14 protein-coding genes, 1 tRNA gene and 1 pseudogene are annotated in these 24,111 nt (G+C 36.5%); 10 read left to right on the top strand and 6 right to left on the bottom strand.

Annotated features, from left to right (window positions below):
* The first annotated feature begins 46 nt into the window (after positions 1-46).
* The 7 genes and pseudogenes from ssb (at position 47) to ACFINW_RS03380 (ending at position 10,230) form a co-directional block, all read left to right on the top strand.
* Complete coding sequence (gene ssb / locus ACFINW_RS03410) at positions 47-553, top strand: single-stranded DNA-binding protein (protein WP_375606669.1); 507 nt, start codon at positions 47-49, stop codon at positions 551-553.
* A 241-nt stretch (positions 554-794) separates the two neighbouring features.
* Complete coding sequence (gene gyrA / locus ACFINW_RS03405; RefSeq protein ID WP_375640469.1) at positions 795-3,578, top strand: DNA gyrase subunit A; 2,784 nt, start codon at positions 795-797, stop codon at positions 3,576-3,578.
* Positions 3,579-3,602: 24 nt separating this feature from the next.
* Positions 3,603-4,122, top strand: a pseudogene (gene coaD / locus ACFINW_RS03400) (pantetheine-phosphate adenylyltransferase).
* Positions 4,112-4,705, top strand: coding sequence for a peptidylprolyl isomerase (locus ACFINW_RS03395; protein ID WP_375640464.1), 594 nt, complete (start codon positions 4,112-4,114; stop codon positions 4,703-4,705). Before coaD ends, ACFINW_RS03395 begins: the two are co-directional and overlap by 11 nt.
* Before the next feature lie 18 nt (positions 4,706-4,723).
* Positions 4,724-5,236 (top strand): peptidylprolyl isomerase, encoded by a 513-nt coding sequence (locus tag ACFINW_RS03390; RefSeq protein ID WP_375613107.1) that lies wholly within the window; start codon positions 4,724-4,726, stop codon positions 5,234-5,236.
* A 1,462-nt stretch (positions 5,237-6,698) separates the two neighbouring features.
* Positions 6,699-7,817 carry a tRNA guanosine(34) transglycosylase Tgt gene (tgt, locus tag ACFINW_RS03385; RefSeq protein ID WP_375613106.1) on the top strand — a complete coding sequence of 373 codons (1,119 nt, stop codon included), beginning with the start codon at positions 6,699-6,701 and terminating at the stop codon, positions 7,815-7,817.
* A 1,213-nt stretch (positions 7,818-9,030) separates the two neighbouring features.
* Positions 9,031-10,230 (top strand): MFS transporter, encoded by a 1,200-nt coding sequence (locus ACFINW_RS03380; protein WP_375621400.1) that lies wholly within the window; start codon positions 9,031-9,033, stop codon positions 10,228-10,230.
* 44 nt (positions 10,231-10,274) lie between these two features.
* Here ACFINW_RS03380 and ACFINW_RS03375 read toward each other — a convergent pair whose 3' ends face one another.
* From ACFINW_RS03375 to ACFINW_RS03365, 3 genes are all read right to left on the bottom strand, one after another.
* Positions 10,275-11,702: an MFS transporter gene (locus ACFINW_RS03375; RefSeq protein ID WP_375640459.1), complete on the bottom strand. Its 1,428-nt coding sequence runs from the start codon at positions 11,700-11,702 to the stop codon at positions 10,275-10,277.
* Between the two features lie 118 nt (positions 11,703-11,820).
* On the bottom strand, positions 11,821-13,035 hold the full coding sequence (locus tag ACFINW_RS03370) for an NADP-dependent isocitrate dehydrogenase (protein WP_375621398.1): 1,215 nt from the start codon (positions 13,033-13,035) through the stop codon (positions 11,821-11,823).
* Between the two features lie 789 nt (positions 13,036-13,824).
* Positions 13,825-13,899, bottom strand: a tRNA-Glu gene (locus ACFINW_RS03365).
* Positions 13,900-15,240: 1,341 nt separating this feature from the next.
* Between ACFINW_RS03365 and ACFINW_RS03360 the strand changes: the two genes are divergently transcribed.
* The gene (locus tag ACFINW_RS03360; protein WP_375621331.1) at positions 15,241-16,557 is read left to right on the top strand and encodes a homoserine dehydrogenase; all 1,317 of its coding nucleotides are present in this window, start codon (positions 15,241-15,243) and stop codon (positions 16,555-16,557) included.
* Positions 16,558-16,698: 141 nt separating this feature from the next.
* On the top strand, positions 16,699-17,685 hold the full coding sequence (glpX, locus tag ACFINW_RS03355) for a class II fructose-bisphosphatase (protein ID WP_375621330.1): 987 nt from the start codon (positions 16,699-16,701) through the stop codon (positions 17,683-17,685).
* A 105-nt stretch (positions 17,686-17,790) separates the two neighbouring features.
* Here the strand turns inward: glpX and ACFINW_RS03350 are convergent, their stop codons facing one another.
* A complete protein-coding gene (locus ACFINW_RS03350) occupies positions 17,791-18,897 on the bottom strand; it encodes a branched-chain amino acid aminotransferase (protein ID WP_375630167.1) in 1,107 nt (368 codons plus the stop codon).
* A gap of 304 nt (positions 18,898-19,201) precedes the next feature.
* Between ACFINW_RS03350 and ACFINW_RS03345 the strand changes: the two genes are divergently transcribed.
* Complete coding sequence (locus ACFINW_RS03345) at positions 19,202-19,477, top strand: hypothetical protein (protein WP_375630168.1); 276 nt, start codon at positions 19,202-19,204, stop codon at positions 19,475-19,477.
* A gap of 180 nt (positions 19,478-19,657) precedes the next feature.
* Here the strand turns inward: ACFINW_RS03345 and ACFINW_RS03340 are convergent, their stop codons facing one another.
* Together ACFINW_RS03340 and argS are read right to left on the bottom strand one after the other, a co-directional pair.
* Positions 19,658-22,174: an SPOR domain-containing protein gene (locus ACFINW_RS03340; RefSeq protein ID WP_375640454.1), complete on the bottom strand. Its 2,517-nt coding sequence runs from the start codon at positions 22,172-22,174 to the stop codon at positions 19,658-19,660.
* A 151-nt stretch (positions 22,175-22,325) separates the two neighbouring features.
* The gene (argS, locus tag ACFINW_RS03335; protein WP_375640451.1) at positions 22,326-24,083 is read right to left on the bottom strand and encodes an arginine--tRNA ligase; all 1,758 of its coding nucleotides are present in this window, start codon (positions 24,081-24,083) and stop codon (positions 22,326-22,328) included.
* Positions 24,084-24,111: the final 28 nt, after the last annotated feature.

Here is a 24,111-nt window from a genome sequence, read left to right as displayed (position 1 = left end):
TTATAGAACAGAGTATTTTACAAATTAAAATTTTGGAGTTTATGCGATGGCTGGTAGCCTTAATAAAGTTATTTTAATTGGTAATCTTGGTGCGGATCCTGAAATCCGCCGTTTGAATTCTGGTGATCAAGTGGCAAATCTGCGTATTGCTACTTCAGAAAGTTGGCGCGATCGGAATACAAATGAGCGAAAAGAACGCACTGAGTGGCATAGTATTGTTATTTTTAATGAAAACCTTGTCAAAGTTGCAGAGCAATATTTAAAAAAGGGGAGCAAAATTTATATTGAGGGGCAGTTACAGACACGAAAATGGCAAGATCAAAATGGAAATGACCGTTATACGACAGAGGTTGTTTTGCAAAAATACCGTGGTGAATTACAAATGCTTGATGGGCGCGGAGCAGCGGGTGGAGAGCAGGGAGCAAGTCAAGGGGGGAGTTACAGTGGTGACTTTGCTAATAGTAGTTCAAATCAAAGAAATACTTTTGGTCAAAATAATAACCAATTAGGAGAAAGTTTTTCACACAAATTAGATGATGATGTTCCTTTTTAAGAGGCTTTAAAGTTGCAGTATTATGATTGCTTTATGGTTTGTTTGTTTTAGATTTTTGAAGTTTAGCAAAGTGAAAGTTGTTAATTATTATTGGTAATTTAAAATATAAATTAATAACATCTTGAAAAATATTGTTAAATTTCTTTTTTGTTATGGGAGAGAAATTAGCATTTTTGTGTATTTTTCGATATAAACCGATATAAATAAAGTGAAATGATTCTTTTTTGAAAGTTTTTAAATTGTGACCGATCTTACTCCACACCCAGAACGTGATGTGCTGACCGGTATTGAACCAATCAGTATTATTGATGAAATGCAACGCTCCTATCTCGATTATGCGATGAGCGTGATTGTTTCGCGTGCACTCCCTGATGTCCGTGATGGTCTTAAGCCTGTTCATCGACGTATCCTTCATGCTATGAATGAGATGGGGCTTTCTTTCAATAAGTCGTATCGTAAATCTGCTGGTGTTGTTGGTGAGGTTATGGGGAAATTTCATCCCCATGGTGATGCTTCAATTTACGATGCATTAGTGCGTATGGCGCAGGACTTCTCTTTAAGAAATCCATTGATTGATGGTCAGGGGAATTTTGGTTCCGTTGATGGTGATCCACCTGCAGCTATGCGCTATACTGAGTGTCGTTTAGAAAAAGTTTCAGAAGAACTTTTAGCTGATATTGATAAAGATACTGTTGATTTTCAGGATAATTACGATGGGCGTGAGCGTGAGCCGGTTGTCTTGCCAGCACGTTTTCCCAATCTTTTGGTTAATGGGTCAGGGGGAATTGCTGTAGGAATGGCAACCAATATTCCTCCCCATAATCTTGGTGAAGTCGTTGATGGTTGTATTGCTTTGATTGATAATCCTGATATCACACTCGATAAAATAATTGAAATTATTCCTGGTCCGGATTTTCCTACAGGGGGTATTATCCTTGGCCACTCTGGTGTCCGTTCAGCTTATGAAACAGGGCGGGGTTCAATTATTATGCGTGCTAAAGTTGATATTGAAGAAATTCGTAGTGGTCGGCAGGCAATTATTGTGAGTGAGATCCCTTATCAAGTTAATAAGGCCACAATGATTGAGAAAATGGCCGAATTGGTGCGCGATAAACGCATTGAGGGAATCTCTGATTTGCGTGACGAATCGGATCGTGATGGATATCGCGTTGTTATTGAGTTGAAAAAAGATGTTGTTGCGGAAGTTGTTTTAAACCAATTATATCGTTATACGCCGCTGCAAACTTCCTTTGGTTGTAATATGGTTGCTTTGAATGGGGGAAAACCCGAACAGATGACGTTGCTTGATATGCTTCGTGCATTTGTTTCTTTTCGGGAAGAAGTTGTCAGTCGGCGAACAAAATATCTTTTGCGTAAAGCGCGTGAGCGAGCACATGTTTTGGTTGGCCTTGCCCTTGCTGTTGCCAATATTGATGAAATTATAGCGCTTATTCGCAAAGCTCCTGATCCGCAGACAGCACGTGCACAGTTAATGGAGCGACGCTGGCCAGCGATGGATGTCGCGCCTTTGATTAAACTTATTGATGATCCTCGTCATATTATTCATGAGGATGGTACTTATAATCTCTCTGAAGAACAGGCGCGTGCTATTTTAGAATTGCGTTTGCAACGATTGACAGCCCTTGGGCGTGATGAAATCGCTGATGAATTGAATAAAATTGGCGTGGATATCGCTGACTATCTTGAGATCTTGGCATCACGCGTACGCATTATGTCTATTGTTAAGGATGAGTTGAGTGCTCTTCGTGAGGAATTTGCAACGCCGCGACGTACCGTATTTGGTTTTGGTAGCGCTGAGATGGAGAGTGAAGATCTGATCGCACCAGAGGATATGGTGGTAACGGTAAGCCATAGTGGCTATATTAAGCGCGTACCTCTTAATACCTATCGTGCACAGCGACGTGGTGGTAAGGGGCGTTCTGGTATGTCCACGAAGGATGAGGATTTTGTAACGCGGTTGTTTGTTGCCAATACGCATACTCCGGTTCTTTTCTTTTCATCACGTGGGATTGTTTATAAGGAAAAAGTTTGGCGACTGCCGCTGGGGACACCCCAATCGCGTGGGCGGGCTTTGATCAATATGCTTCCCTTACAACAAGGTGAGCGTATTACAACGATTATGCCTTTGCCTGAAGATGAAGCGAGCTGGAGTGCATTAGATATTATGTTCGCGACAACACGTGGAACTGTGCGTCGCAATAAATTATCAGATTTCGTTCAGGTTAATCGTAATGGTAAAATTGCAATGAAACTTGATGAAGAAGATGAAATTCTTTCTGTTGAAACCTGTACAGAACATGATGATGTTGTTCTAACAACAGCCAATGGACAATGTATCCGTTTTCCAGTTGTTGATGTTCGTGTCTTTGCTGGGCGTAATTCTGTGGGAGTTCGTGGTATCAATTTAGCTAAAGGCGATAAAGTCATTTCGATGACAATTTTAGAGCATGTCGAGGCGACGTCCATTGAGCGTTCTGCTTATATTAAACGTGTCATGAATGAACGGCGTGCTTCTGGTGCAGATGCTGATGTTGAAGATATTGTCATTCTGGATGATGAGGATGGGGGGGCTGAAACAGAGTTAACAGATGAACGTTATGCAGAACTTCATGCACGTGAACAAATGCTTTTGACGGTGAGTGAGTTTGGTTATGGTAAACGCTCTTCTTCCTATGAGTTCCGGATTTCGGGACGTGGCGGAAAAGGGATTCGCGCAACAGATCCATCTAAAACAGCTGAAATTGGTAAATTAGTAGCGGCTTTTCCGGTGAAGGCGCAAGATCAAATTATGTTGGTATCAGATGGGGGGCAGCTTATTCGTGTCCCTGTTGAGGGAATTCGTACTGCTGGGCGCTCAACTAAGGGAGTCACAATTTTTAATACAGCCAAAGGTGAAAGAGTCGTATCGGTTGAACGTATTTCTGAACCTGAAGATGATACGAGTTCATTAGATGATGAAGGTGAGAAGCATTCTGATACAGTTGATATGAGCGAAGAAAAATAATTTTTAAGAGGAAGGAGTAAAGTCATGAAAATTGCTCTTTACGCGGGTTCTTTTGATCCTCTTACAAATGGTCATCTTGATGTTTTGAAAGGGTGTTTTGTGTTAGCTGATAAGGTGGTCGTCGCTATAGGGATACAGGCTGACAAAAAAACACTCTTTAGCTTCGAAGAGCGTGTTGATTTCATTACGCAGGTAGGGAAAGACTTATTTGGTGCAGATTCTAATCGATTGCAGGTTCTTTCATTTAGCAACCTTCTCATTGAGAAGGCGCGTGAAGTTGGTGCTTCATTTCTCATTCGTGGATTGCGTGATGGTACTGATCTTGATTATGAAATGCAAATGGCAGGAATGAATGGTGTTATGGCTCCTGAATTGCAAACTGTTTTTTTGCCGGCAAGTGTTTCTGGGCGCGCGATAACTTCTACATTGGTACGCCAAATTGCCTCTATGGGAGGTGATGTGACACCATTTGTACCGCCCAATGTTGCACAAGCTTTAAGCTCGAAATACCAATCTTTTAGGGGAGAATAATTGTGTCTCGTAGAATTTTTGCTGTTTTGATATGTGTGTTTTGTTTTTTTTCATTGTCTGCAGTCGCTGGTAATTCTAGCCCAGCAAGTGATGCAAGCCTTCTTGTTTTATCTCTCAAAGATGGTGATGTCATTATTCGTCTGCGTCCTGATTTGGCGCCAAAGCATGTTGCGCAAATCAAAAGATTAACAGAGGAGGGGGCCTATAATAATGTTGTGTTTCATCGCGTTATTCCTAATTTCATGGCGCAAACTGGTGATGTAGAATTTGGAAAAAAAGGCAGTAGAGATTTTGATCTGAAACGCGTTGGTATGGGTAGTTCAAATTATCCCAATATACCGGCGGAGTTTTCAAAACAGCCGTTTAAGCGTGGCACAGTTGGGATGGCACGATCACAAGATCCGGATTCCGCGAATTCTCAATTCTTCATTTGTTTTGATGATGCTGATTTTTTAAACGGTCAGTATACGGTTATTGGAGAGGTTATAAAGGGGATGGATGTTGTTGATAAAATAAAAAAAGGTACGACAAGTAATAATGGATCTGTAAAAAATCCTGATGTTATTAATGCTGCTACTTTACAAGTTGAGAAATGAATCAAGGGAGCTTTCCATATGGCTGAGAATAAAAATCCAGAGAATACTTTAATTCTTGAAACAACAAAGGGCAGAGTTGTTATTGAGCTTTTTGCTGATTTGGCACCTTGTCATGTTACACGTATTAAAGAACTGGTACGGGAAGGTGCTTATGATAATGTTATTTTCCATCGCGTTATTGATGGTTTTATGGCGCAAACAGGGGATGTGCAATTTGGAAAGAAGGATAGTGAAAAATTCAATTTATCACGTGCTGGTATGGGAGGGGCAGAAAAACCAAATTTAACAGCAGAGTTTTCAAATCTTTCTCATAAGCGTGGTACAGTTTCTATGGCACGGAGTCAGAATCCAAATTCTGCTAACTCTCAGTTTTTTATTTGTTTTGCAGATGCTCCGTGGCTTGATCGTCAATATTCCATATGGGGGCAGGTTGTTGAAGGTATGGAAAATGTTGATAAAATTAAACGTGGTGAACCTGTTGCAGATCCAGATTCAATTACCAAAGCCATTATTGCTGCGGATGTAGAATAGTATAAACTATACTGATTTCAATTGTAAGTTTCTAAGAAAAAATACTCTTTTCTGATCAATAAAGGCACACGAAACTCTTTTGTAGTATCACGCTTACCTTTTATAATTTCGAGCTAAGCATTGTCCATATATTTTCTTCAATCGGATCTTCCTGAAGAATATAACGCAACGGATTTGTACAAACACCTGTCAGAATAAGAAAACGCAAAGTCTGTTGTATTATGGTTGTTGTTTGGCAAAGTGTTTTATAAAAAATTCGGCATTTCTCTTCAATCCATTGTCGGTCTTAATGGTTTTATGATGTTACTTTCCTAAGAGAGCGTGTGCTTTTGTTTCTGCTCGTAAATCAACATCCAATCCTAATGCAGAAGCATGTTTGAAACACATATTAAGACGGATAAGAGCTTTACTAGCTCATCCAGTTTTCCTAGCAAGGTGGAAAACCAGCATTTATATATATTGGCGTAATCTTTAAAATAAGAAGACGGTTTAATCTTAGAAGAATATAATAAAGGCGCAGAAGTGAAACAAATGGCTAGTCTTGCCATCTCCTTTTTAATTCAACTTTACTTTTTTAAAAGTATCTAACGCAATATCTTTTAAATAATGAAGATTATGCATGGACTTACGCTTTTATTTTTCTCGTTTTTTAATAGAGGAATGCTCCAAACGGAATACACTTGTGTTGCGTATTTACGTGTTTTTTTAAGAAGCATTTCTCAGTACATATCAACGTTCACTTCCACGATGATATTCATGGCATGTATAGTTTTAAAGCTATAAATAGTATAAAATCTATTATGCACCACCTTCTTTAAAGCTTATGACGGAGCAAGCGGGTACCATCATACGCTTTTTCAGCCTCTAATGGTACGATAGAGCTTTTGGTATTTGAGAATCTTTACAAAAAGCATTTTTAGTTTTTTAAAGTATTTTTATTTACACGTTAATTTCTTTTGTGAATTATCTTAAATGCCAAGAGCTATCTCAATATTGTGAGTGGATAAGTGATTATGCTCATTTGCGCTTTTATTAAGCGTGAGGATCGCTGTGCCCAGTAGATGAAAAATTTTTATCTGTAAAAGTTAAAGAATATGTAAGCTGTACAATGCGTTCAAAATTTTCTTCTATGGGTACAAAGTTACTGCTTATGGAAGTATGTGAAGATGAAATTATTGTGATAATAATTTTGCAGTTCTGTTAAGGCTTTAGTGCGTTAAGCGTAGGTATTTTGTGGTATGATATTATAAGGATTTTACTATTTTTCTAGAGTTAGATTATCACTTTTATTATGGTGATTTCTTAATAAGAAATGTTCTTTTATTTCGTTTAATTTTTGATGCTGGTTACAATATTGAGCGAATCAAAAATTAATTCATAAAGCTTTTGACAATGCTCGTAAGGGGATATCTTTTTTCTTTCTATAGAGATATGCATTGATGGAATCAAAAAGACGAGAGTTATGATAAAGACATTTCATTATAGAAAAATTGCTCAAGATGGGTATGCACGTCGAGGCGAAATTATAACGGGGCGAGGATGTGTTCGTACACCCGCATTTATGCCTGTTGGGACGGCAGGAACCGTTAAGGCTATGTATATGGATCAAATTCGTGATCTTGGTGCAGATATCATTTTGGGGAATACTTATCATTTAATGTTACGTCCAGGAGCTGAACGTGTTGCGCGTTTGGGAGGATTACATGAATTTTCACGCTGGAGCGGACCTATTTTAACCGATTCTGGTGGCTTTCAGGTTATGTCATTGGCGGGAATCCGTAAAATTACTGAACAAGGTGTGATTTTTCGCTCTTACATTAATGGAGCTTACTATGAAATGAGTCCAGAGCGTTCTATCGAAATTCAAGAACTTCTTGGTGCGGATATCCAGATGCAGTTGGATCAATGTATTGCATTACCCGCAACTGAAAAAGAAATGGAAGAAGCTATGGAACTTTCATTGCGGTGGGCGCTGCGTTGTAAAACAGCTTTTGGAGATCAGCCAGATAAAGCATTGTTTGGGATTGTTCAAGGTGGTGATAATATGAAACTGCGTGAACGTTCTGCTCAAGCATTAAAAGAAATCGATTTAAAAGGTTACGCTATTGGAGGGCTTGCTGTTGGTGAGCCGCAGAGTGTTATGACAGCAGTATTGGATACTACTTGTCCGATTTTACCAGAGGATAAACCACGCTATCTTATGGGAGTAGGGACACCTGATGATATTTTACAAAGTGTTGCTCGTGGTGTTGATATGTTTGATTGTGTTATGCCGACGCGTGCAGGACGTCATGGTTTAGCTTTTACCCGCTTTGGTAGAATTAATTTGCGTAATGCGCGTTATGCAGAAGATCCACTTCCTCTTGATCCACAGTCACTTTGTCCAGCAGCACATGATTATAGTTGTGCTTATTTGCATCATTTGATTAAATCTGGTGAATCTCTTGGGGGGATGTTATTGACTTGGAATAATCTTTTTTATTATCAACAACTTATGCAGGGAATTCGTGATGCCATTGAGGAAGGCTGTTATGCCGATTTTTGCGCTGAAACGCGTGCTCTATGGGCACAAGGACGCTAAAATATTAATCGTAATATAGCACCTCATTTTTTTATTGAATTTATTCTCGCACTTACAAATTTAGCTAAAAATATGAAATTAGAAACATCTTCCAAAATTATAAAATTCCACTATCTTAAGATATAACAGTGCGGTTTTATAGGGTACATATTCTTTTCTAATTACTATATAAAACAGAAACTGTTACTCCGGTACGCGCTACCTGATCCGGAGAAAAACAGTTTTTCTGTTTCTGATGACTGTTTACAGCAACAATGTTAATGAGGCGTTAGCGAACTCTTAAAGAAGTATGAAAATTGTACTTTTATGAGCTACTTTGTGTTTTTTATTACTAAAGGTAAAGAATGGATTATATACAATCGAACAGATAAATTTTTAGAAAAATTAAAATAAAACTAAAATAAAATTACAACATTTAAAATGTTATAATTTTATTTTTTAAGTTTTTATATATAAATTTAAATATTAATCACGGTAATTGTCATATTTATAAAATATAAATAAATATACTTATACAAAATTTATTATATTTGTTTTTTGCTTTGTTTATAGAATTTATCTGAAAATAATCATAATATATTTACGTGAATATTTTAATTTACAGATAGTGAGTTAGATATCTGATGCGATTTCTCTGTGAGAGAGGGGTAAAGATGTCTAAAAGAGGGTATTTAATAAATCTAGAAACCAAGCACTATTATCATGAGAATTTTTAAAAGACTCTATAATAATTTATAAGAATGGCGTAAAGTTGAAATTATAACTTATCGATTTGGAGGGTCTATATTCAGGTAGCAAAAATAAAGCAACAATAATTTTGGGGGAGAAGTTTTATCTTTGTATCAAGATAATGATGAGATATTATTCACTTGTTTGAAATGCATTCTTCGGCAAATTTTAGAATTATTTATAGGATGTAGTATATCGTTGCAAAATAAAGCTTTCACTGTAAAATTACAATGGCTGAAAAGAGGAGACAAAGTTTATTATCTGGCAGATCTGATAGAAATAGGTGAATACGTCTATGATCTTGAGGTTTTCAAAGATTTTCCATTAAAGAATCTTACTTAAAACTCCATAAAATGCTTTATATATCAAAATATTTCTAAAACTTTATTAGGGACTATTGGGCATGCGTATAACAATGTTTTGAATTTTTGTTTGTGTGTATTACAGATATTTACAGTTAAAACTCCTATTCAGAAGTGATGATATGAGGGATTCTTATCAACAAAAGGTTCTTGTATTGGGAATTGATTCGAGAATACGACGTTTAATAATTTTAGCTCTTGCCGTGGGCAGTTTTGCTATTGGTACTGCAGAGTTTGTTGCAATGGGGCTACTGCCAGAGATGGCACGAAGTTCCTATGTTGATATTCCTACCGCTGGTCAATATATTTCTGCTTATGCATTAGGAGTTGTGATTGGAGCACCTCTTTTAGCTGTGGCAACAGCTCAGGTATCACGCAAAACTGTTTTGATAGGCTTGATGCTTTTTTATGCCTTAGCAAATATTGCTAGTGCCTTTGTTTCTGATTTTAGCATATTAGTAGTATTACGCTTTCTCAGTGGACTTCCTCATGGAATCTATTTTGGACTTGCGGCTATGGTTGCCTCTTCAATGGTAGAAATGAAAGAACGTTCTAAAGCTGTTGGATATGTTATGCTTGGCTTAACAATTGCAACCGTTTTGGGGGCACCCAGTGCTACTTGGATTGGTCAACTTATTGGTTGGCAGATTGCTTTTGTCCTTGTGGGGATGATCGCTTTATTATGTTGTTTGCTTGTTTGGAATTTTTTTCCTTGTAATTCAAGTTTTCCAAAAACGAATCCTTTGCAAGAAATGGGTGCATTAAAGCAAAAGCAGGTGTGGCTTCTTTTGTTGATGGTGTCGGTGGGAGCGTCAGGATTATTTTCTGTTTTCACTTATATCAAGCCAACATTAATGCATATTTCTGGTGTTTCACTTGAGTTGGTACCATTTATCATGCCGTTAGTTGGATTGGGTATGGTGGTAGGAAATCTCTTGGGGCCTAAATTGGCCGTTAAAATTGGTATTTCGCCGATGATATTTTTTTCTATGCTTTGGAGCGTATTTGTTTTTTTTCTTTTTTTCTTTTTATCCTATGCTCCGTTAACAGCGGCAATAGGATGCTTTTTTGTTGGAACTTCTTTTGCTGCTATGCCTTCTATACAAACAAAAATTATGGATGTTGCACTACAGGGACAGATTTTGGCAGGAGCATTAATGCAGTCTGCTTTTAATATTGCCAACGCTCTTGGTGCAGAATCTGGAGCATTAGTTTTAAAATTGGGCTATAGTTATGAATATACAGCTGTTTTAGGAAGTGTTCTAACTTTGTGTGGATTAATGGTTTTTTGCGTCTCATGGTATATGGAGAAGCATGCTTAATATTTTTCATTTTTTAAATGAAGAAGGAATTTTTCTATTTATTTTTAGTTATTGGAATGTCCTGTTGGATTTTTCAATATGCAGTAAGAAATGCGCAGTGCTAATGGAATAGCAAGACAAAATAAAAGACCCATGAGCACTATAAGAAGAGTTTTTGCTGCTAAGATCATTCCTATTGTTCCTCCAGGATTAAAGAGGCCAGCAAGATTGGTGATGACTCCTGCTAGAGTTGCACTTAAGGCCGCTGAAAATAGTTGTACAGAGGTAAGGGATTCACTGGCACGGAGAGCATCTTCATCATTTGCACATTGTAAGATCCTTGTGAGCAAATGTGGCCATGCTATACCCGCACTGATTCCAATAGAAAACAGTGCTAAGCAAATAATAAAAATATATTCAAGCGCGGAAACTTCTGTTGGGATGAGCCATAAAAGAATCACTATGCCTAACAGTTTTAATAGGGGCGAGTATACAATGATGTTGCGAATTTTTTTTGTGGAGACACCAGCACTTGAGATGGCTCCACATGTCCACCCTATGCTCATAAGTGCTGCTATATAACCAGCAACAAGTGGAGCTTGCCCATGAAGCTCTTGAAGAAAAAGTGGAAAATAAAGTTCTATACTGTATACGACTGTTGTCATAACAAGTATCAATGCGTAAACAGAAAAGATTTCAGAAGAGAAAGAAAAGGATTTGCGGGGCAACATAGGATGAGGGGTAGATGATTCGATTTTTGCTAGAACAAAGAGAAGACTAAGTCCGATAACTAATCCGCAAATTTTTGCTATTGTAGACTCCATAGCCCCTCCAACAGAAATAATAAAAATCAATAAGGAGAGTGTGAAAAGCTGGAGAAGAGGAAGAGGGGGTGTTGGAACATCGTTTTCATTCTTTTTTGGTAAAAATTTAAAGGCGATGAGTGAGAAAAATATAGCTAATACGCCAATGATCAAAAAGGATGCTCGCCATAGCCCATAATATACAGAAAGCCCCCCGATTGCTGGTCCTAACAAGGTTGATATTCCCCACATTCCAGAGATAATACTTAATGCATGTGACCATAAAGATGGGCTGAAAACAATCCGTACCATGGAATAGGATAGGGATAACAAAGAACCACTTCCAAATCCTTGGATAAAGCGTCCTATTAAAAACAATGGCATAGATGAAGAAATGCTGCACATAAAAGTGCCTAGGGTGAAGATAAGTCCAGAAATAACATACGCATTGCGAGGACCTAATTTCCCTAATATTTTTGTTGCAAGTGAAGTACCCACGAGTGAAGCTGTAATAAAGACAGTAGCCACCCAAGAATAATATATTTCACTGCCAATATGATTCATAAGAGAGGGTAAAATAGTAATAACAATATAAACGTTGGTGGCGTGTAACACAACTCCACCTGTAAACGTTAAAAAGCAAAGACCATTTTTACCCAATAAAAGCGCAGACCAGCCCTGTTTTTTCACTGTTTTTTGCTATTTAATAAAAATCTATCCTCTTTTTACTTATAAGGTACTTCTTTGAATTTGCCAAGAGAAATTCAAAGCTCTGTTTAGAGCTTTGAATTTTAATTTAAGTAATAACTTAACTGCCCATTGCTTTTTTGAGATTCTCATCAATTTTATCGAGGAAACCTGTTGTAGAAAGCCACTTTTGTTTAGGCCCAATCAAAAGTGCGAGATCTTTGGTCATAAAACCTTCTTCGACGGTTTTAATACAAACTTCTTCCAATGTCGTGGAAAAGTTTTTTAACTTCTCATTGTTATCTAGTTTAGCACGGTGCGCTAGTCCACGCGTCCATGCAAAAATAGATGCAATAGAGTTCGTTGATGTTTCTTCATTCTTTTGATGTTGACGATAATGGCGTGTTACGGTGCCGTGTGCTGCCTCTGCTTCAACAATTTTGCCGTCAGGTGTCATGAGAACAGAAGTCATGAGACCCAGAGAACCAAAGCCTTGGGCAACAATATCAGATTGGACATCACCATCATAGTTTTTACATGCCCATACGTATCCACCTGACCACTTTAATGCAGAAGCAACCATATCATCAATAAGACGGTGTTCGTAATATAATTTACGGTTTTCAAATTCAGTTTTAAATTCCGTATCGAATATTTCTTGAAAGATATCTTTAAAACGACCATCGTAAGTTTTTAGAATGGTATTTTTTGTTGAAAGATAAACTGGAACATTCCGTTGTAGTCCATAATTAAAGGATGCGCGGGCAAAATCACGAATTGACTCATCAAGGTTATACATAGCCATGGCAACCCCTGCGCTTGGAGCATCAAAAACATCATGTTCAATAACTTGATTGTCATCACCTACAAATTTAATACTTAATTTCCCTTTGCCTGGAAATTTAAAATCTGTTGCCTTGTATTGATCGCCAAAAGCGTGACGTCCGATAATAATTGGCTTTGTCCAGTTAGGAATAAGGCGAGGGACATTTTTACAGATAATGGGTTCGCGAAAAATGACTCCTCCTAAAATATTGCGGATTGTACCATTAGGTGATTTCCACATTTTTTTTAGGTTAAATTCTTTAACGCGTGCCTCATCAGGTGTAATGGTTGCGCATTTTATACCAACCCCATATTTTTTGATAGCATTGGCAGAATCTATAGTTACCTGATCATTGGTTGCATCACGATTTTCGACGGAAAGATCATAATATTTTAGATCAATGTCGAGGTAGGGATGGATTAATTTATCTTTGATATATTTCCAGATGATGCGGGTCATCTCATCCCCATCAAGTTCAACAACGGGGTTTTCTACTTTGATCTTTACCATTAGAAATCCTTTTTCTTTTAAGCAATACTACTTGTATAACACTTTCAAGTTTATAATGAAAAGTAAAAACAAGGGAAAAAAGCATTCAAATATGAGCTTTTAGAATATATTATCAATAGAGTGTAAAATTTTGGTGGAGGGTTTAATCTTTGAAAAGAAGTGATGTGTTGCAAATCTATAATTATTCTATGATTGATGAAGAATCTGTTTAATGGATAAGGTAGTTAGATCACCGGGGGACAGGGATTGTGCATTTTTATTATCAGAGATTCCATTTAATAAGTTGATCGTATTCTGAATTATAGTTTCTTGATTTTTTGTGTTAGGTGAATAAGAAACTATTTTTATATTGCTATTCCAATTCTAAGATTATGGTCTGTTTGTTTATAAAAAGTTTAATGTGATAACAAAGGCACTGTAATTAGAAATGCTTCATATAAAATGCGTTTGGGATAAACTTCAGTTTTGAAGGTTGGAAAAAACGTATAAATGATGCGGCTGGTTTTAATTTAAAAATTAACAGCAGACGCGAAAATATGACTTATAAATTACCGTATCGCGAGCTAGAATCTTCTAATTCTTATGTTTTATCGATTCTTATTGTTATTAACTGTGTGCTGTAAAGCACTATCCTCGAAATGCAACAAAGAAATTAGTTACCTAATGATTCTTGTATCCTTTTTACGAAGAGATACCTTTTAAAATCTTATTCCCTCATTTTTATTTATGCATTCCTCATTTTTAAAAACACAAATAAAATGAATATATTACACATATAAAAAAGAAACATGGTACGCCCAAGGGGAATCGAACCCCTGTTTCCGCCGTGAAAGGGCGATGTCCTAACCGCTAGACGATGGGCGCAAACCAATGATGAGGCTTATAGAGAGGATCTTTTTACTTCGCAAGCCCTCTGTGTCATTTTTTTTGAAAAAAGAGTGTTTTATTGAATAATTTTTGAGCGATTCCTGTTTGGATCATTTTATTTTCTAAGATTTTTTGTAGAAAAAATATAAAGTTATCATGATTGATAGAAAATTTTGATGTGGGAATCATCTCAGGGAATGATATTTTCAGTTTGAGGAGTAGGCAAAAATGATCAAAAACAGCATTTTTATGTATTTATTTTTTGCATATTTTATCGCTTGTTATCTTTGCTCACCACATGAGAATATTATTTAACTTGCTTGAAAGAGCCTTTATACAGAAGATTTCTCATTCGAGCTTATCATAAAACAAAAACTGTATAATTTATGAAGTAGAAAGACAATATTTATTACCAAATTAATAAATAATACCAATCATACAAAAGTTTTTTGATGAATAATCCATAGATTATTTGCAGTTTAAAAAAATATAAATAGATATCTGTATGATAAAAATGAAAATATTAAAGCAATTTTTATAGAATATATGAAAAAAATATTTTTTTATATTTACTTTTACATGTCTGTAAAATTTTTAAAATTAAAAACCATTCATTTGCTCTTTTACATATTGGGAAGGTTCTTGATTTGAAAATGAATTAGCGTGGATAAAGGGTAGATTGAGTTTTTTCTCATTTCAATTCGCTAGTTTTTCAAAGAGGTGGCAATAAGTTTAGATAAAATATTCGAGTTTTGTAAATTTATTCTCCATATTTATAATATTTCAGAATTATGGTATACAAATATTAATTCTTGTTTTTTAATTTAATGTAAGATTCTATTTTGATATATGGGTTCATTAATATTTTTGCATTAAAGATTTATATTTCAAACTATGGAATGGTAGGAAGGAATGTGTTATTATTTACTGATCTAATTTGTTTTATCCATTCTTTTAATTTATCATATGAAAGAATGTTTTTTGTTCCGTATTTGTTAATTTAGAAGAGATGTTTTTATTCTTTCTTACTAATCCTTAATATTCTTTAACTTGTTATTGATTATTTTTTAGAACTTTTCTTTATGGCAACTTGCATTTATCAGTTTTACAGATTTTCATTCTGAATTAGATGTTTTATAAAGATTCTGAAATCTTTGAAGACAATAAATATTATATTTTTAGGAATGTTGATTGAACAAGCGGGGATCATTCTATTGGAGAACATGAAGTGAATAGAGCAGGGTATTTCTTTTGTTCTTATGAACATAAGTACTTTTTGTGTTGATTGGCACATCATTTAAACGATTTTTCAGTGAAGATAGGGATCAGTGGTTAATAATGGCAGAAGCTTTAAAAGTTGGTGTTGCGGGACTTGGTACAGTTGGTACTTCAGTTGTTCGAACTCTATGTGAAAAAGCGAATAGTTTAGCTTGTCAATGTGGGCGATTCATCAAAGTTGTTGCTGTTAGTGCGCGCGATAAAGGCCGCAATCGTGGACTTGATCTCAGTGATATAAAATGGTTTGATTCACCTGTGGAGTTGGCTGCTTCTGATGAGATTGATGTTTTTGTAGAGTTAATTGGTGGTGAATTGGATGTGGTGTATACCGCTGTTAAGAGAGCGCTTGAGGCGGGACATCATGTTGTAACAGCCAATAAAGCTCTTCTTGCTCGACATGGAGTAGAGCTGGCTATAATTGCAGAAAAAAAAGGTGTTTTTCTTCATTTTGAAGCAGCTGTTGCAGGGGGGATTCCTGTCATCAAAGCGATGAGAGAATCACTTGTTAGTAATCGCATATCGCGAATTTATGGTATTCTCAATGGAACCTGTAATTATATATTAACACGCATGTTTACGGAAGGTCTTTCATTTAAAGATTGTTTAGCAGATGCACAGAGACTTGGGTATGCTGAAGCAGATCCAGCTTTTGATATTGAGGGAAATGATACTGCTCATAAATTAGCTTTGTTGACAAGCTTGGCATTTGGAACAGCTGTTTCGTTAGATGATGTTTATGTTGAAGGAATTCATAATATTTCGCAAATTGATATTAGAGCAGCTGATGAATTGGGGTATCGGATTAAGCTTTTAGGGGTTGCATTAAAAACGGATTCTGGAATAGAGCAACGTGTTCATCCAACAATGGTACCAGCATCCTCAATGATTGCACAGATAAATGGTGTAACCAATGCTCTTTCTATTCAAAGTGATTTATTAGGTGAATTACTGTTTTCTGGTCCTGGCGCCGGAGGAAAGGCAACAGCATCAGCCGTTATTGGTGATTTGGCTGATATAGCAAAAGCGCGTTCTGGTTTTCAGTATGCACCTGTTTTAAGACGTCCAGCATTAGAACTTACTCCTCATAAAAAAGCACGTATTTCGCATCATGCAGGTGGTTATTTTATTCGTTTAAATGTTCATGATCGTACTGGTGTTTTTGCCGCGGTCGCAAGGCATATGGCTGATAATCACATCTCATTGGAGTCGATTGTTCAAAGATCTTTTGTAGAAGATCAAATTGAAAAAACAATTATTTTAATTACGCATGAAACAACAGAGGTGAATGTACGACAGGCACTTGCAGAAATTGAAAAAGATGGACATCTTGTTGCAAAATCTCAATTTATTCGTATTGAACCTATGGCAAAGAATTGATAACTTTCTTGATAATAAAAAAAGCACGCTTGAGTTCTTTTATCTCTTGTGGAAAATTTTCATCTTTGCCAAAAAACTTTATTCTTAGTATTTAATAAGGACTCATATTTTTCTGGTATTCATTCGGTAGGATTTTTTCATATGCCCACAACTCAGAAGATTTTAAATGGACTTGATCGTATTTTGACGCTTGAATTGGTACGTGTTACTGAACGTGCTGCTGTTGCTGCTGCACGCTGGCGCGGACGTGGCGATGAAAAGGCAGCGGATCAAGCTGCTGTAGATGCAATGCGGCAGGAACTTAATCGATTGCCTATTGATGGTACAGTGGTGATTGGTGAAGGTGAGCGGGATGAAGCGCCTATGCTTTATATTGGAGAAAAAGTAGGTTTTCAAAGTGGATTGGCGATCGATATTGCACTTGATCCACTAGAGGGTACAACACTTTGTGCTAAAAATATTGCCAATTCTTTGGCAGTAGTTGCAATTGCTGAAAAGGGTAATCTCCTTTATGCCCCTGATGTTTATATGAACAAAATTGCTATTGGTCCTGGTTATCCAAAGGGAGTAGTCGATATAGATGCTTGTCCTACCGATAATATACATGCTCTTGCGAAGGCTAAAGGAGTGACTGTTAATCAGATTGTTGTTTGTATTATGGATAGACCTCGTCATGAAAAATTGGTTAATGAAGTACGAGCGACAGGGGCGTCGATTCGCTTGATTGGGGATGGAGATGTGGCTGCTGTTATTGATACAACTGATCCAGAAGAAACAGGTATTGATATCTATATGGGGATTGGTGGAGCACCTGAAGGTGTCTTAGCTTCTGCTGCTTTGCGCTGCATTGGAGGACAGATGCAAGGTCGTTTGCTGCTAGATACAGAAGAGAAAATTGCTCGTGCAGCTAAAATGGGGATTAGTGATCCCAATAAGGTTTATACAATGGAAGAAATGGCAAAGGGTGATGTTTTGTTTTCAGCAACAGGGGTGACAGATGGCAATATGCTTTCTGGTGTTAAATTTACATCTCGTTACATTCAAACGGAAACTCTCGTAATGCGCTCCTATACGGGTACAGTCCGTAATATTAAAGCAAAGCATAGAAATCATTCGAAATTTGATTAGTGCTTTCTTTTTTGTCACTAAAAATAGAGGGAGTTTTTCTAGGAAAAACGCTTCCATGAATCTACTTTCATGGAAGCGTTTATAGATATGAGAATACCTTAAATATTATGAGAGCTGGACAGAATGTACCCAGCCATTTTTATCTTCTATGTTCCCTTTTTGAATGCCAACCAATTGTGTACGAAGCTGCTTTGTAACTTCTCCAACTGTTTCATTTCCAATAATAAATTCTCCCCCTTTATATCTAAAACGACCAATTGATGTGACAACGGCAGCTGTACCACAAGCAAAGGCTTCTTTAAGGTGTCCACTCTTTGCATCTTCTTGAAGCGCTGCAAAAGAATAAGGACGCTCTTCTATTTTTAATCCCATTTGTTGAGCTAACCTTAAGATTGAATCACGGGTTATCCCTGGAAGGATAGTTCCATTAAGTGGGGGGGTTACAAGTGTATTATTGTCCATAATAAAGCAGACATTCATACCACCAAGTTCTTCAATCCATTTATGTTCAATCATATCAAGGAAGAGTACTTGGCTACAATTATTTTCAGTTGCAGTTTTTTGTGCAAGTAAGCTTGCTGCATAGTTTCCACCACATTTGGCAGCCCCTGTTCCTCTTGGACCAGCACGACTATAATCTGTTTCAATCCAGACGCTGACAGATTTTTCTTCTCCTTTGAAATAGGATTCAACTGGAGAGGCTATGACACAAAAAAGATATTCTTGAGAAGGGCGGACTCCCAAAAAGTTTTCATTGCCAAACATAAATGGACGGATATAGAGGCTAGCGTTGGGCTGATCAGAAACCCATTTTTGATCAATCTTTACTAATTGATGAACGGCATCCAGAAAAATATCTTTTGGCAATTCTGGCATAGCTAAACGTTGTGCTGATTCTATAAAGCGTTGTGCATTGGCATCAGGACGGAAGAGCAAGATGCGTCCATCTTTTGCACGATATGCTTTTAAACCCTCAAAAATTTCCTGTCCGTAATGTAAAACGGTACTTGCAGGGTTAATTTCTAAAGCTTTGTATTGAGAAATGATGGCATTGTGCCAGCCTTTGTCTTCAGTCCATTGAATAGTACACATGTGGTCTGTAAAAAATTGACCAAAACCGGGACTTTTTAAAATTTCTTCATATTTTTCTTCTGACAGAGGAGATGGGTGTTTTTCTATTTTAAAGGGAAGCGATGATATGGGAGATTTCATAAAAAACCTTTTGAGTATGTTTCATTTTTATTAATAAAAATAATGAAATATTTTGATTATAACTCTATTATTAACAAAACCTTTGTGTCAATGTTTTATTATAGAATACAAAGGGGTTTATTATAGAATTCAAAGGTATGGTAAGTATTTTAATTCTATCCCTACCTCTTTTTCTCAACTTTATGAAGTAAGCTGGAACTTTTGTCTATAATTATCGTTTTCTCACAATAAGTATCTGAATAATTTCATATATGCATATTTTCTAGAAATTTAAAGGTAAGGGAATTGAGAAAAGGAATCCACTATGATTGATAAAAATTATCACACATATGAAGAACGTATGGCAGCAGAAAGAAGAGATAGTGAACAACGTGTTTCAATAGCTAAGGGTATTTTTGCTATTCTTCTTGCGATGGTTATTATCTGGTTTATTTTTGGTTTTTTAGGATCTTTTTTTGCAAAATCTCCTGAACATAGTTCGCGTTATAATACCCCAGAAACAAGCCAAAGTGTAACAACGCCGAAAAAAGATTTAAATTCGCTTCCTCCTGTACCTTATACCTATAAGGGTACGGAGTAATTTTTTCGTAAATATAATCTTTTAGATAGGGCGAAAATCGACGTAGATTAAAGAATAAAGTCAGTGCAAACAGATAAGCGAAAAAGATAGGACGATTTTAATTTCTGAAGTTTTTGATAAGTAATTAAATGGTATGGAAATAAATAATGCAACGGTTGTTAAAACCGTTGCATTATTGGTTTAGCGTGTGATGAAGCAGCTTCCACCAGAACTTTTAATGGATTCACAAAGGATTATGGCTTCATTACGGTCTTGCGCTTGAAGTCGAACACGGTAATAAGTACCTTTTCCTGGTATAAAAGCGGATTGAATATTTAAAGAACGGGCACCGATAAGGAATCCAAATTTAGATTTCATATTTTTTAAAGAATTTCTAGCGAGCTCATACGTTGGTTGAGATGCAAGTTGTACGTAATAACTTTCTGAATTTTGTGCTGCGACTCTGTTTGGTGATATGGGGCGAGACGCGGCTGGTGTTTCAACTTGTGTATTTCTTTCTGCATGAGAAGGGATAGGGATAAATTTTTCTTCAATATTTGAGCTAGAATTATTTTCTGCGATTATTTTATCAATATTATTTTTGAGATCATGATCTCTTTCTTGGTCGTTTATATCAGAATCATGCGACGAAACAAGGGACGGATCTTGAAGTTCATTAGAAGTTTGATCAATGCTTTCTTCAGATTGAGCAGCAGTTTTGCTGTTTGTTTGATGCGCGGGGGCTAGTGTAACTGTACCATCTTGATTGACAATAACAGTTTGTATTTCTCGCATTGGAATAGTATGGTTTATGGCTTCTGTGACTGCATCTTCAACATCAGATTCATTTAAAGACGATGAGGAAACGTTTGAAGATTCTTCAGGGTTTAATTCTTTTAAATTTTCAGGTTGTTCAGAGTTATCAATAAGAAATTGTTGTGTATTTTCTTGTTTCTCATTTTGTTCAGTTGTTTGTTTATAGATATCTAAATTATGTGCAACATCATTTTTCGTTCCAGTTGTTTCTGGTTTGAATTTAAAAGGCGTATTATCAGCGTGGATAATGATCGTTTCTTCATTTTTTTGTGATGGCATAAAAAAATGAGAATAACCAGCAAACCCAAGTCCTATTAAAATAAGTATAAAAAAACCTTTAATGAAAGTTTTACCAAAAATAAAACTTTTTAAGGGAGGAGGAGCTGATGGAGGCGTGGGAACCTCATCTGAGCTTGTGTATGATGAATTCTCGCTAAAAGAGGGAAAATTATATTCCATATTGGCAGAAGAAAAATAGTCGGAATTTTGTTCTTTAGAGTTTATATAAACACCTTCTTTTGAATTTTGCATAGACTGATGAAAAACTTCACTAAAAACCTCATTTTTCTGTTGTTTTTGAGAAAAATTATCCGTTGGGACATTCCCTACATTGAGTACATCAGCAAATTCTTCTTCTAAACCACCATTAGTTGGCACATCATATTCTGGCGCTTCGTACGGGACTTCTGGAACCATAATAGGACCAGTTTTTTCTACGATTTCCTCTGAAAATTTATAAGTATCAACATTGGGAGGGGGAGTATCTCTGTGCGTATAGTTATGGGCAAAAAAGCCATCCGTTTGTTTTGTATTTAAAGAGGGGGATGAGGAAAGAAACTCATCTAAATTATTTTCATTATATGAAATTTCTCTATTTGGGTTAGAGGCACCTTCGCCGTTATTGATGTATTGGGCTCGAGCCTCATCATATATCGGAACTTTTTCGCCATAAGTTTCTTGTTGTGAGGGGTTTTCTGCAAAAAAATGGGGATAATTGGTTGTATGATCTTCTTGTGAAGCCCCCTTTAAATAAGATTGTCTATCAACTGGTGGAGAATCTAAAGGTGAGGAGAAGGTACTTGTTGTTTGATTTCTTGCAGTGTTTTGTCTTTTTGACACAAGATTAGAAGATGAGAAAAACTCATTTTCCTCTGTAGAAGAGGAGACATTAGGATAATCCTTTTTAATCCAATTTTCTTGATCAGCTGAAATTTTATAGGGATGGTTTATAGGAGTGTCATAGAGGTTTTGATTGTCCTCATAAGTTTTTTGTATATTCGTAGTCTCAGGTTGTTGTGAATTTATTTGTGAAAAACGATTGGTTTGTTCAACATCTTCTGGCGTCTCTCTCTTATTTTCGTGCCTTTCAGATTTATCAAAAAAGAAATTTTCTGATTCTGATTGTGACATAAGATTACTTTTTTCAAGAAAAGGATCAGCACTGGTTGCTGTTTTTTTCTGTTGATGTGATTGATTTTTTGGGATTGGTAATGGAGAAAGCTCATCTAAAATTTGTTCTTCATCATGACTGCTAGGTGAAGAATATTTCTCTTCAGATAAATTATTTTGTTTTGAATGGTTGAAAGAAGAAGATTGTGCAATATCTGAGGCTGTTGCGTTGCTGGTTGTATGCAAGTCCCATTGTTTTTTTTGATCATCAAACGGTAAGTCATGTGCTAAATTTTTTTCAAGTTCCTCTTCTAGAAAGGAGAAATCAAAATCATCATCATGGGATGATGTTTCGGGGTGAGATGTTGATCGTTCTGTTTTTAAAGAAGATTGCTCATTTTGGTTTCCGCTTTGTTTGTGCGGATTAAAAATGCGCGTAAGCCTTTCTAAAGGATCATGGTGTTCATGATCGTGTTTTGTTTCGTGTAGATTTTTGCGATCGTTATCGCTCATAGCTTTTCTCACATGATGGTTTGCACTTACGTGCAATCAATGGTTGATTTTGATTTGTTATATTAAAATTATAAATTTTCCCCCTCTCATGCAAGGATACATGAAAAAGTTTATCAATAGAGTACCTATTGTATGTATTTATAGAACTTTTTCAACGCATTTCTATGGGTGCTTCGACTCCTATGATGGTAAGCCCTGATGATAAAATATTGATAACAGCTTGTATCAATCCTAATCTTGCAAAGGATAACTCTTTATCATCAGGTTGAATAAAGCGTAAATTGAGATTTTCACTCCCTTTATTCCAATGGGTGTGAAAGCTGGAGGCAAGGTCATAAAGATAAAACGCTAATCGATGCGGTTCTTTATGAATTACGGCCTGTTCAATAATACGTGGATATTCAGAAAGTTTGCGTATTAACAATATTTCATGGTCATCTGTTAATCGATGAAGATGGGCAATCAATGTATCATTTGAAAAGCTTTTAATATGAAGCGCTTCTTGTGCTTGACGAAAGACTGAGTGACAACGTGCACTTGCATATTGTACGTAAAAGATGGGGTTATCTTTTGATTGTTCTGTTACTTTTGCAAAATCAAAATCAAGAGGTGCTTCACACTTACGGTATAGCATCATAAAACGCACAGGATCACGCCCAACCTCTTCGACAACATCCCGTAGAGTGACAAAAGATCCTGCTCTTTTTGACATGCGTACAGGATGACCGTTGCGAAAAAGTTTTACCAATTGACACAAGAAGACACTTAATTTAGCTTTACCCCCAGAAATTGCTTTTGCCATTGCCTCTAGCCGCTTTACATAGCCAGCATGGTCTGCGCCTAGAATATAAATCATTTCATCAAAATGACGATTAAATTTATCCCGAAAATAAGCAACATCAGCAGCAAAATAAGTGTAAGAACCGTCAGATTTGACTAAAACACGGTCTTGGTCATCACCGACATTTGTTGAACGGAACAAAGTTTGTTCGCTTGGTTCCCAGTCTTCTGTATTTTGTCCTTTGGGAGGGGGGAGTTTTCCTTTGTAGATATAACCATTTAAAGTGAGGTCATTGATGGTGTTACGAATGGCGCGTGCATTATCTGCATAAAGCATTCGCTCAGAGAAAAAGATATCATGATAAATATTAAGAGCAGCCAAATCTTCGCGAATCATGGACATCATTGCATGAATTGCACGTTCTTTCACAAGAGATAAGGCTTCATCTTTATCCATCGTGAGGAGTTGGTCACCAAACTCTTGAGCAAGCGATTGACCCAATGGTATCAAGTATTCTCCAGGATAGAGTCCTTCTGGAATTTCATTAATTTCTTGCCCAAGAGCTTCACGATAGCGCAATAGTACCGAATGGGCGAGGACTTCGATTTGTTGACCCGCATCATTGATATAATACTCTTTTGTAATGTTATAGCCCGTAAATTGTAGCAAATTGGAAAGGACATCTCCAACAACGGCTCCGCGGCAATGTCCTACATGCATTGGCCCTGTCGGATTTGCTGAGACATATTCAACATTGACGCATTTTCCTTGTCCCATTGGAATACGACCATAAGAAGTGCCTAATTCAAGCATAGATTTTATAGCATCTTGCCAAAATAATTTTGTAAGTTTTATGTTTATAAAACCAGGACCGGCAACATCTATATTTTCGATAGAGGAATCATTTTTAAGAAGTTCTATGATTTTATCTGCAAGTGCACGTGGATTGTTTCCAATAGATTTTGCAAGCACCATAGCAGCATTGGTTGATAAATGACCATGGGAGGAATCACGCGGAGGATCAACAGTGATTTTTGATAAATCTAGAGATTCTCCATTTTTTCCTTTTATATCAGATAATTCAATTGATCTCTTAATTTTTTTTTCGAAGTTTTTAAAGATATTCATATTTAGCTTCCATGATGATGCCAAAAGC

It is taken from the genome of Bartonella sp. AA18HLJMS, from assembly GCF_042197245.1.
In the GTDB taxonomy this organism is placed as follows: Bacteria; Pseudomonadota; Alphaproteobacteria; order Rhizobiales; family Rhizobiaceae; genus Bartonella.
Note: the sequence above shows the minus strand (reverse complement) of the source record. Positions and strands in the feature narration are given on the sequence as shown.

Coding starts and splice junctions, on each gene's coding strand:
- ssb (WP_375606669.1), top strand. CDS start 47: ATGGCTGGTAGCCTTAATAAAGTTATTTTAATTGGTAATCTTGGTGCG.
- ACFINW_RS03390 (WP_375613107.1), top strand. CDS start 4,724: ATGGCTGAGAATAAAAATCCAGAGAATACTTTAATTCTTGAAACAACA.
- tgt (WP_375613106.1), top strand. CDS start 6,699: ATGATAAAGACATTTCATTATAGAAAAATTGCTCAAGATGGGTATGCA.
- ACFINW_RS03380 (WP_375621400.1), top strand. CDS start 9,031: ATGAGGGATTCTTATCAACAAAAGGTTCTTGTATTGGGAATTGATTCG.
- ACFINW_RS03370 (WP_375621398.1), bottom strand. CDS start 13,035: ATGGTAAAGATCAAAGTAGAAAACCCCGTTGTTGAACTTGATGGGGAT.
- ACFINW_RS03360 (WP_375621331.1), top strand. CDS start 15,241: ATGGCAGAAGCTTTAAAAGTTGGTGTTGCGGGACTTGGTACAGTTGGT.
- glpX (WP_375621330.1), top strand. CDS start 16,699: ATGCCCACAACTCAGAAGATTTTAAATGGACTTGATCGTATTTTGACG.
- ACFINW_RS03350 (WP_375630167.1), bottom strand. CDS start 18,897: ATGAAATCTCCCATATCATCGCTTCCCTTTAAAATAGAAAAACACCCA.
- ACFINW_RS03345 (WP_375630168.1), top strand. CDS start 19,202: ATGATTGATAAAAATTATCACACATATGAAGAACGTATGGCAGCAGAA.
- ACFINW_RS03340 (WP_375640454.1), bottom strand. CDS start 22,174: ATGAGCGATAACGATCGCAAAAATCTACACGAAACAAAACACGATCAT.
- argS (WP_375640451.1), bottom strand. CDS start 24,083: ATGAATATCTTTAAAAACTTCGAAAAAAAAATTAAGAGATCAATTGAA.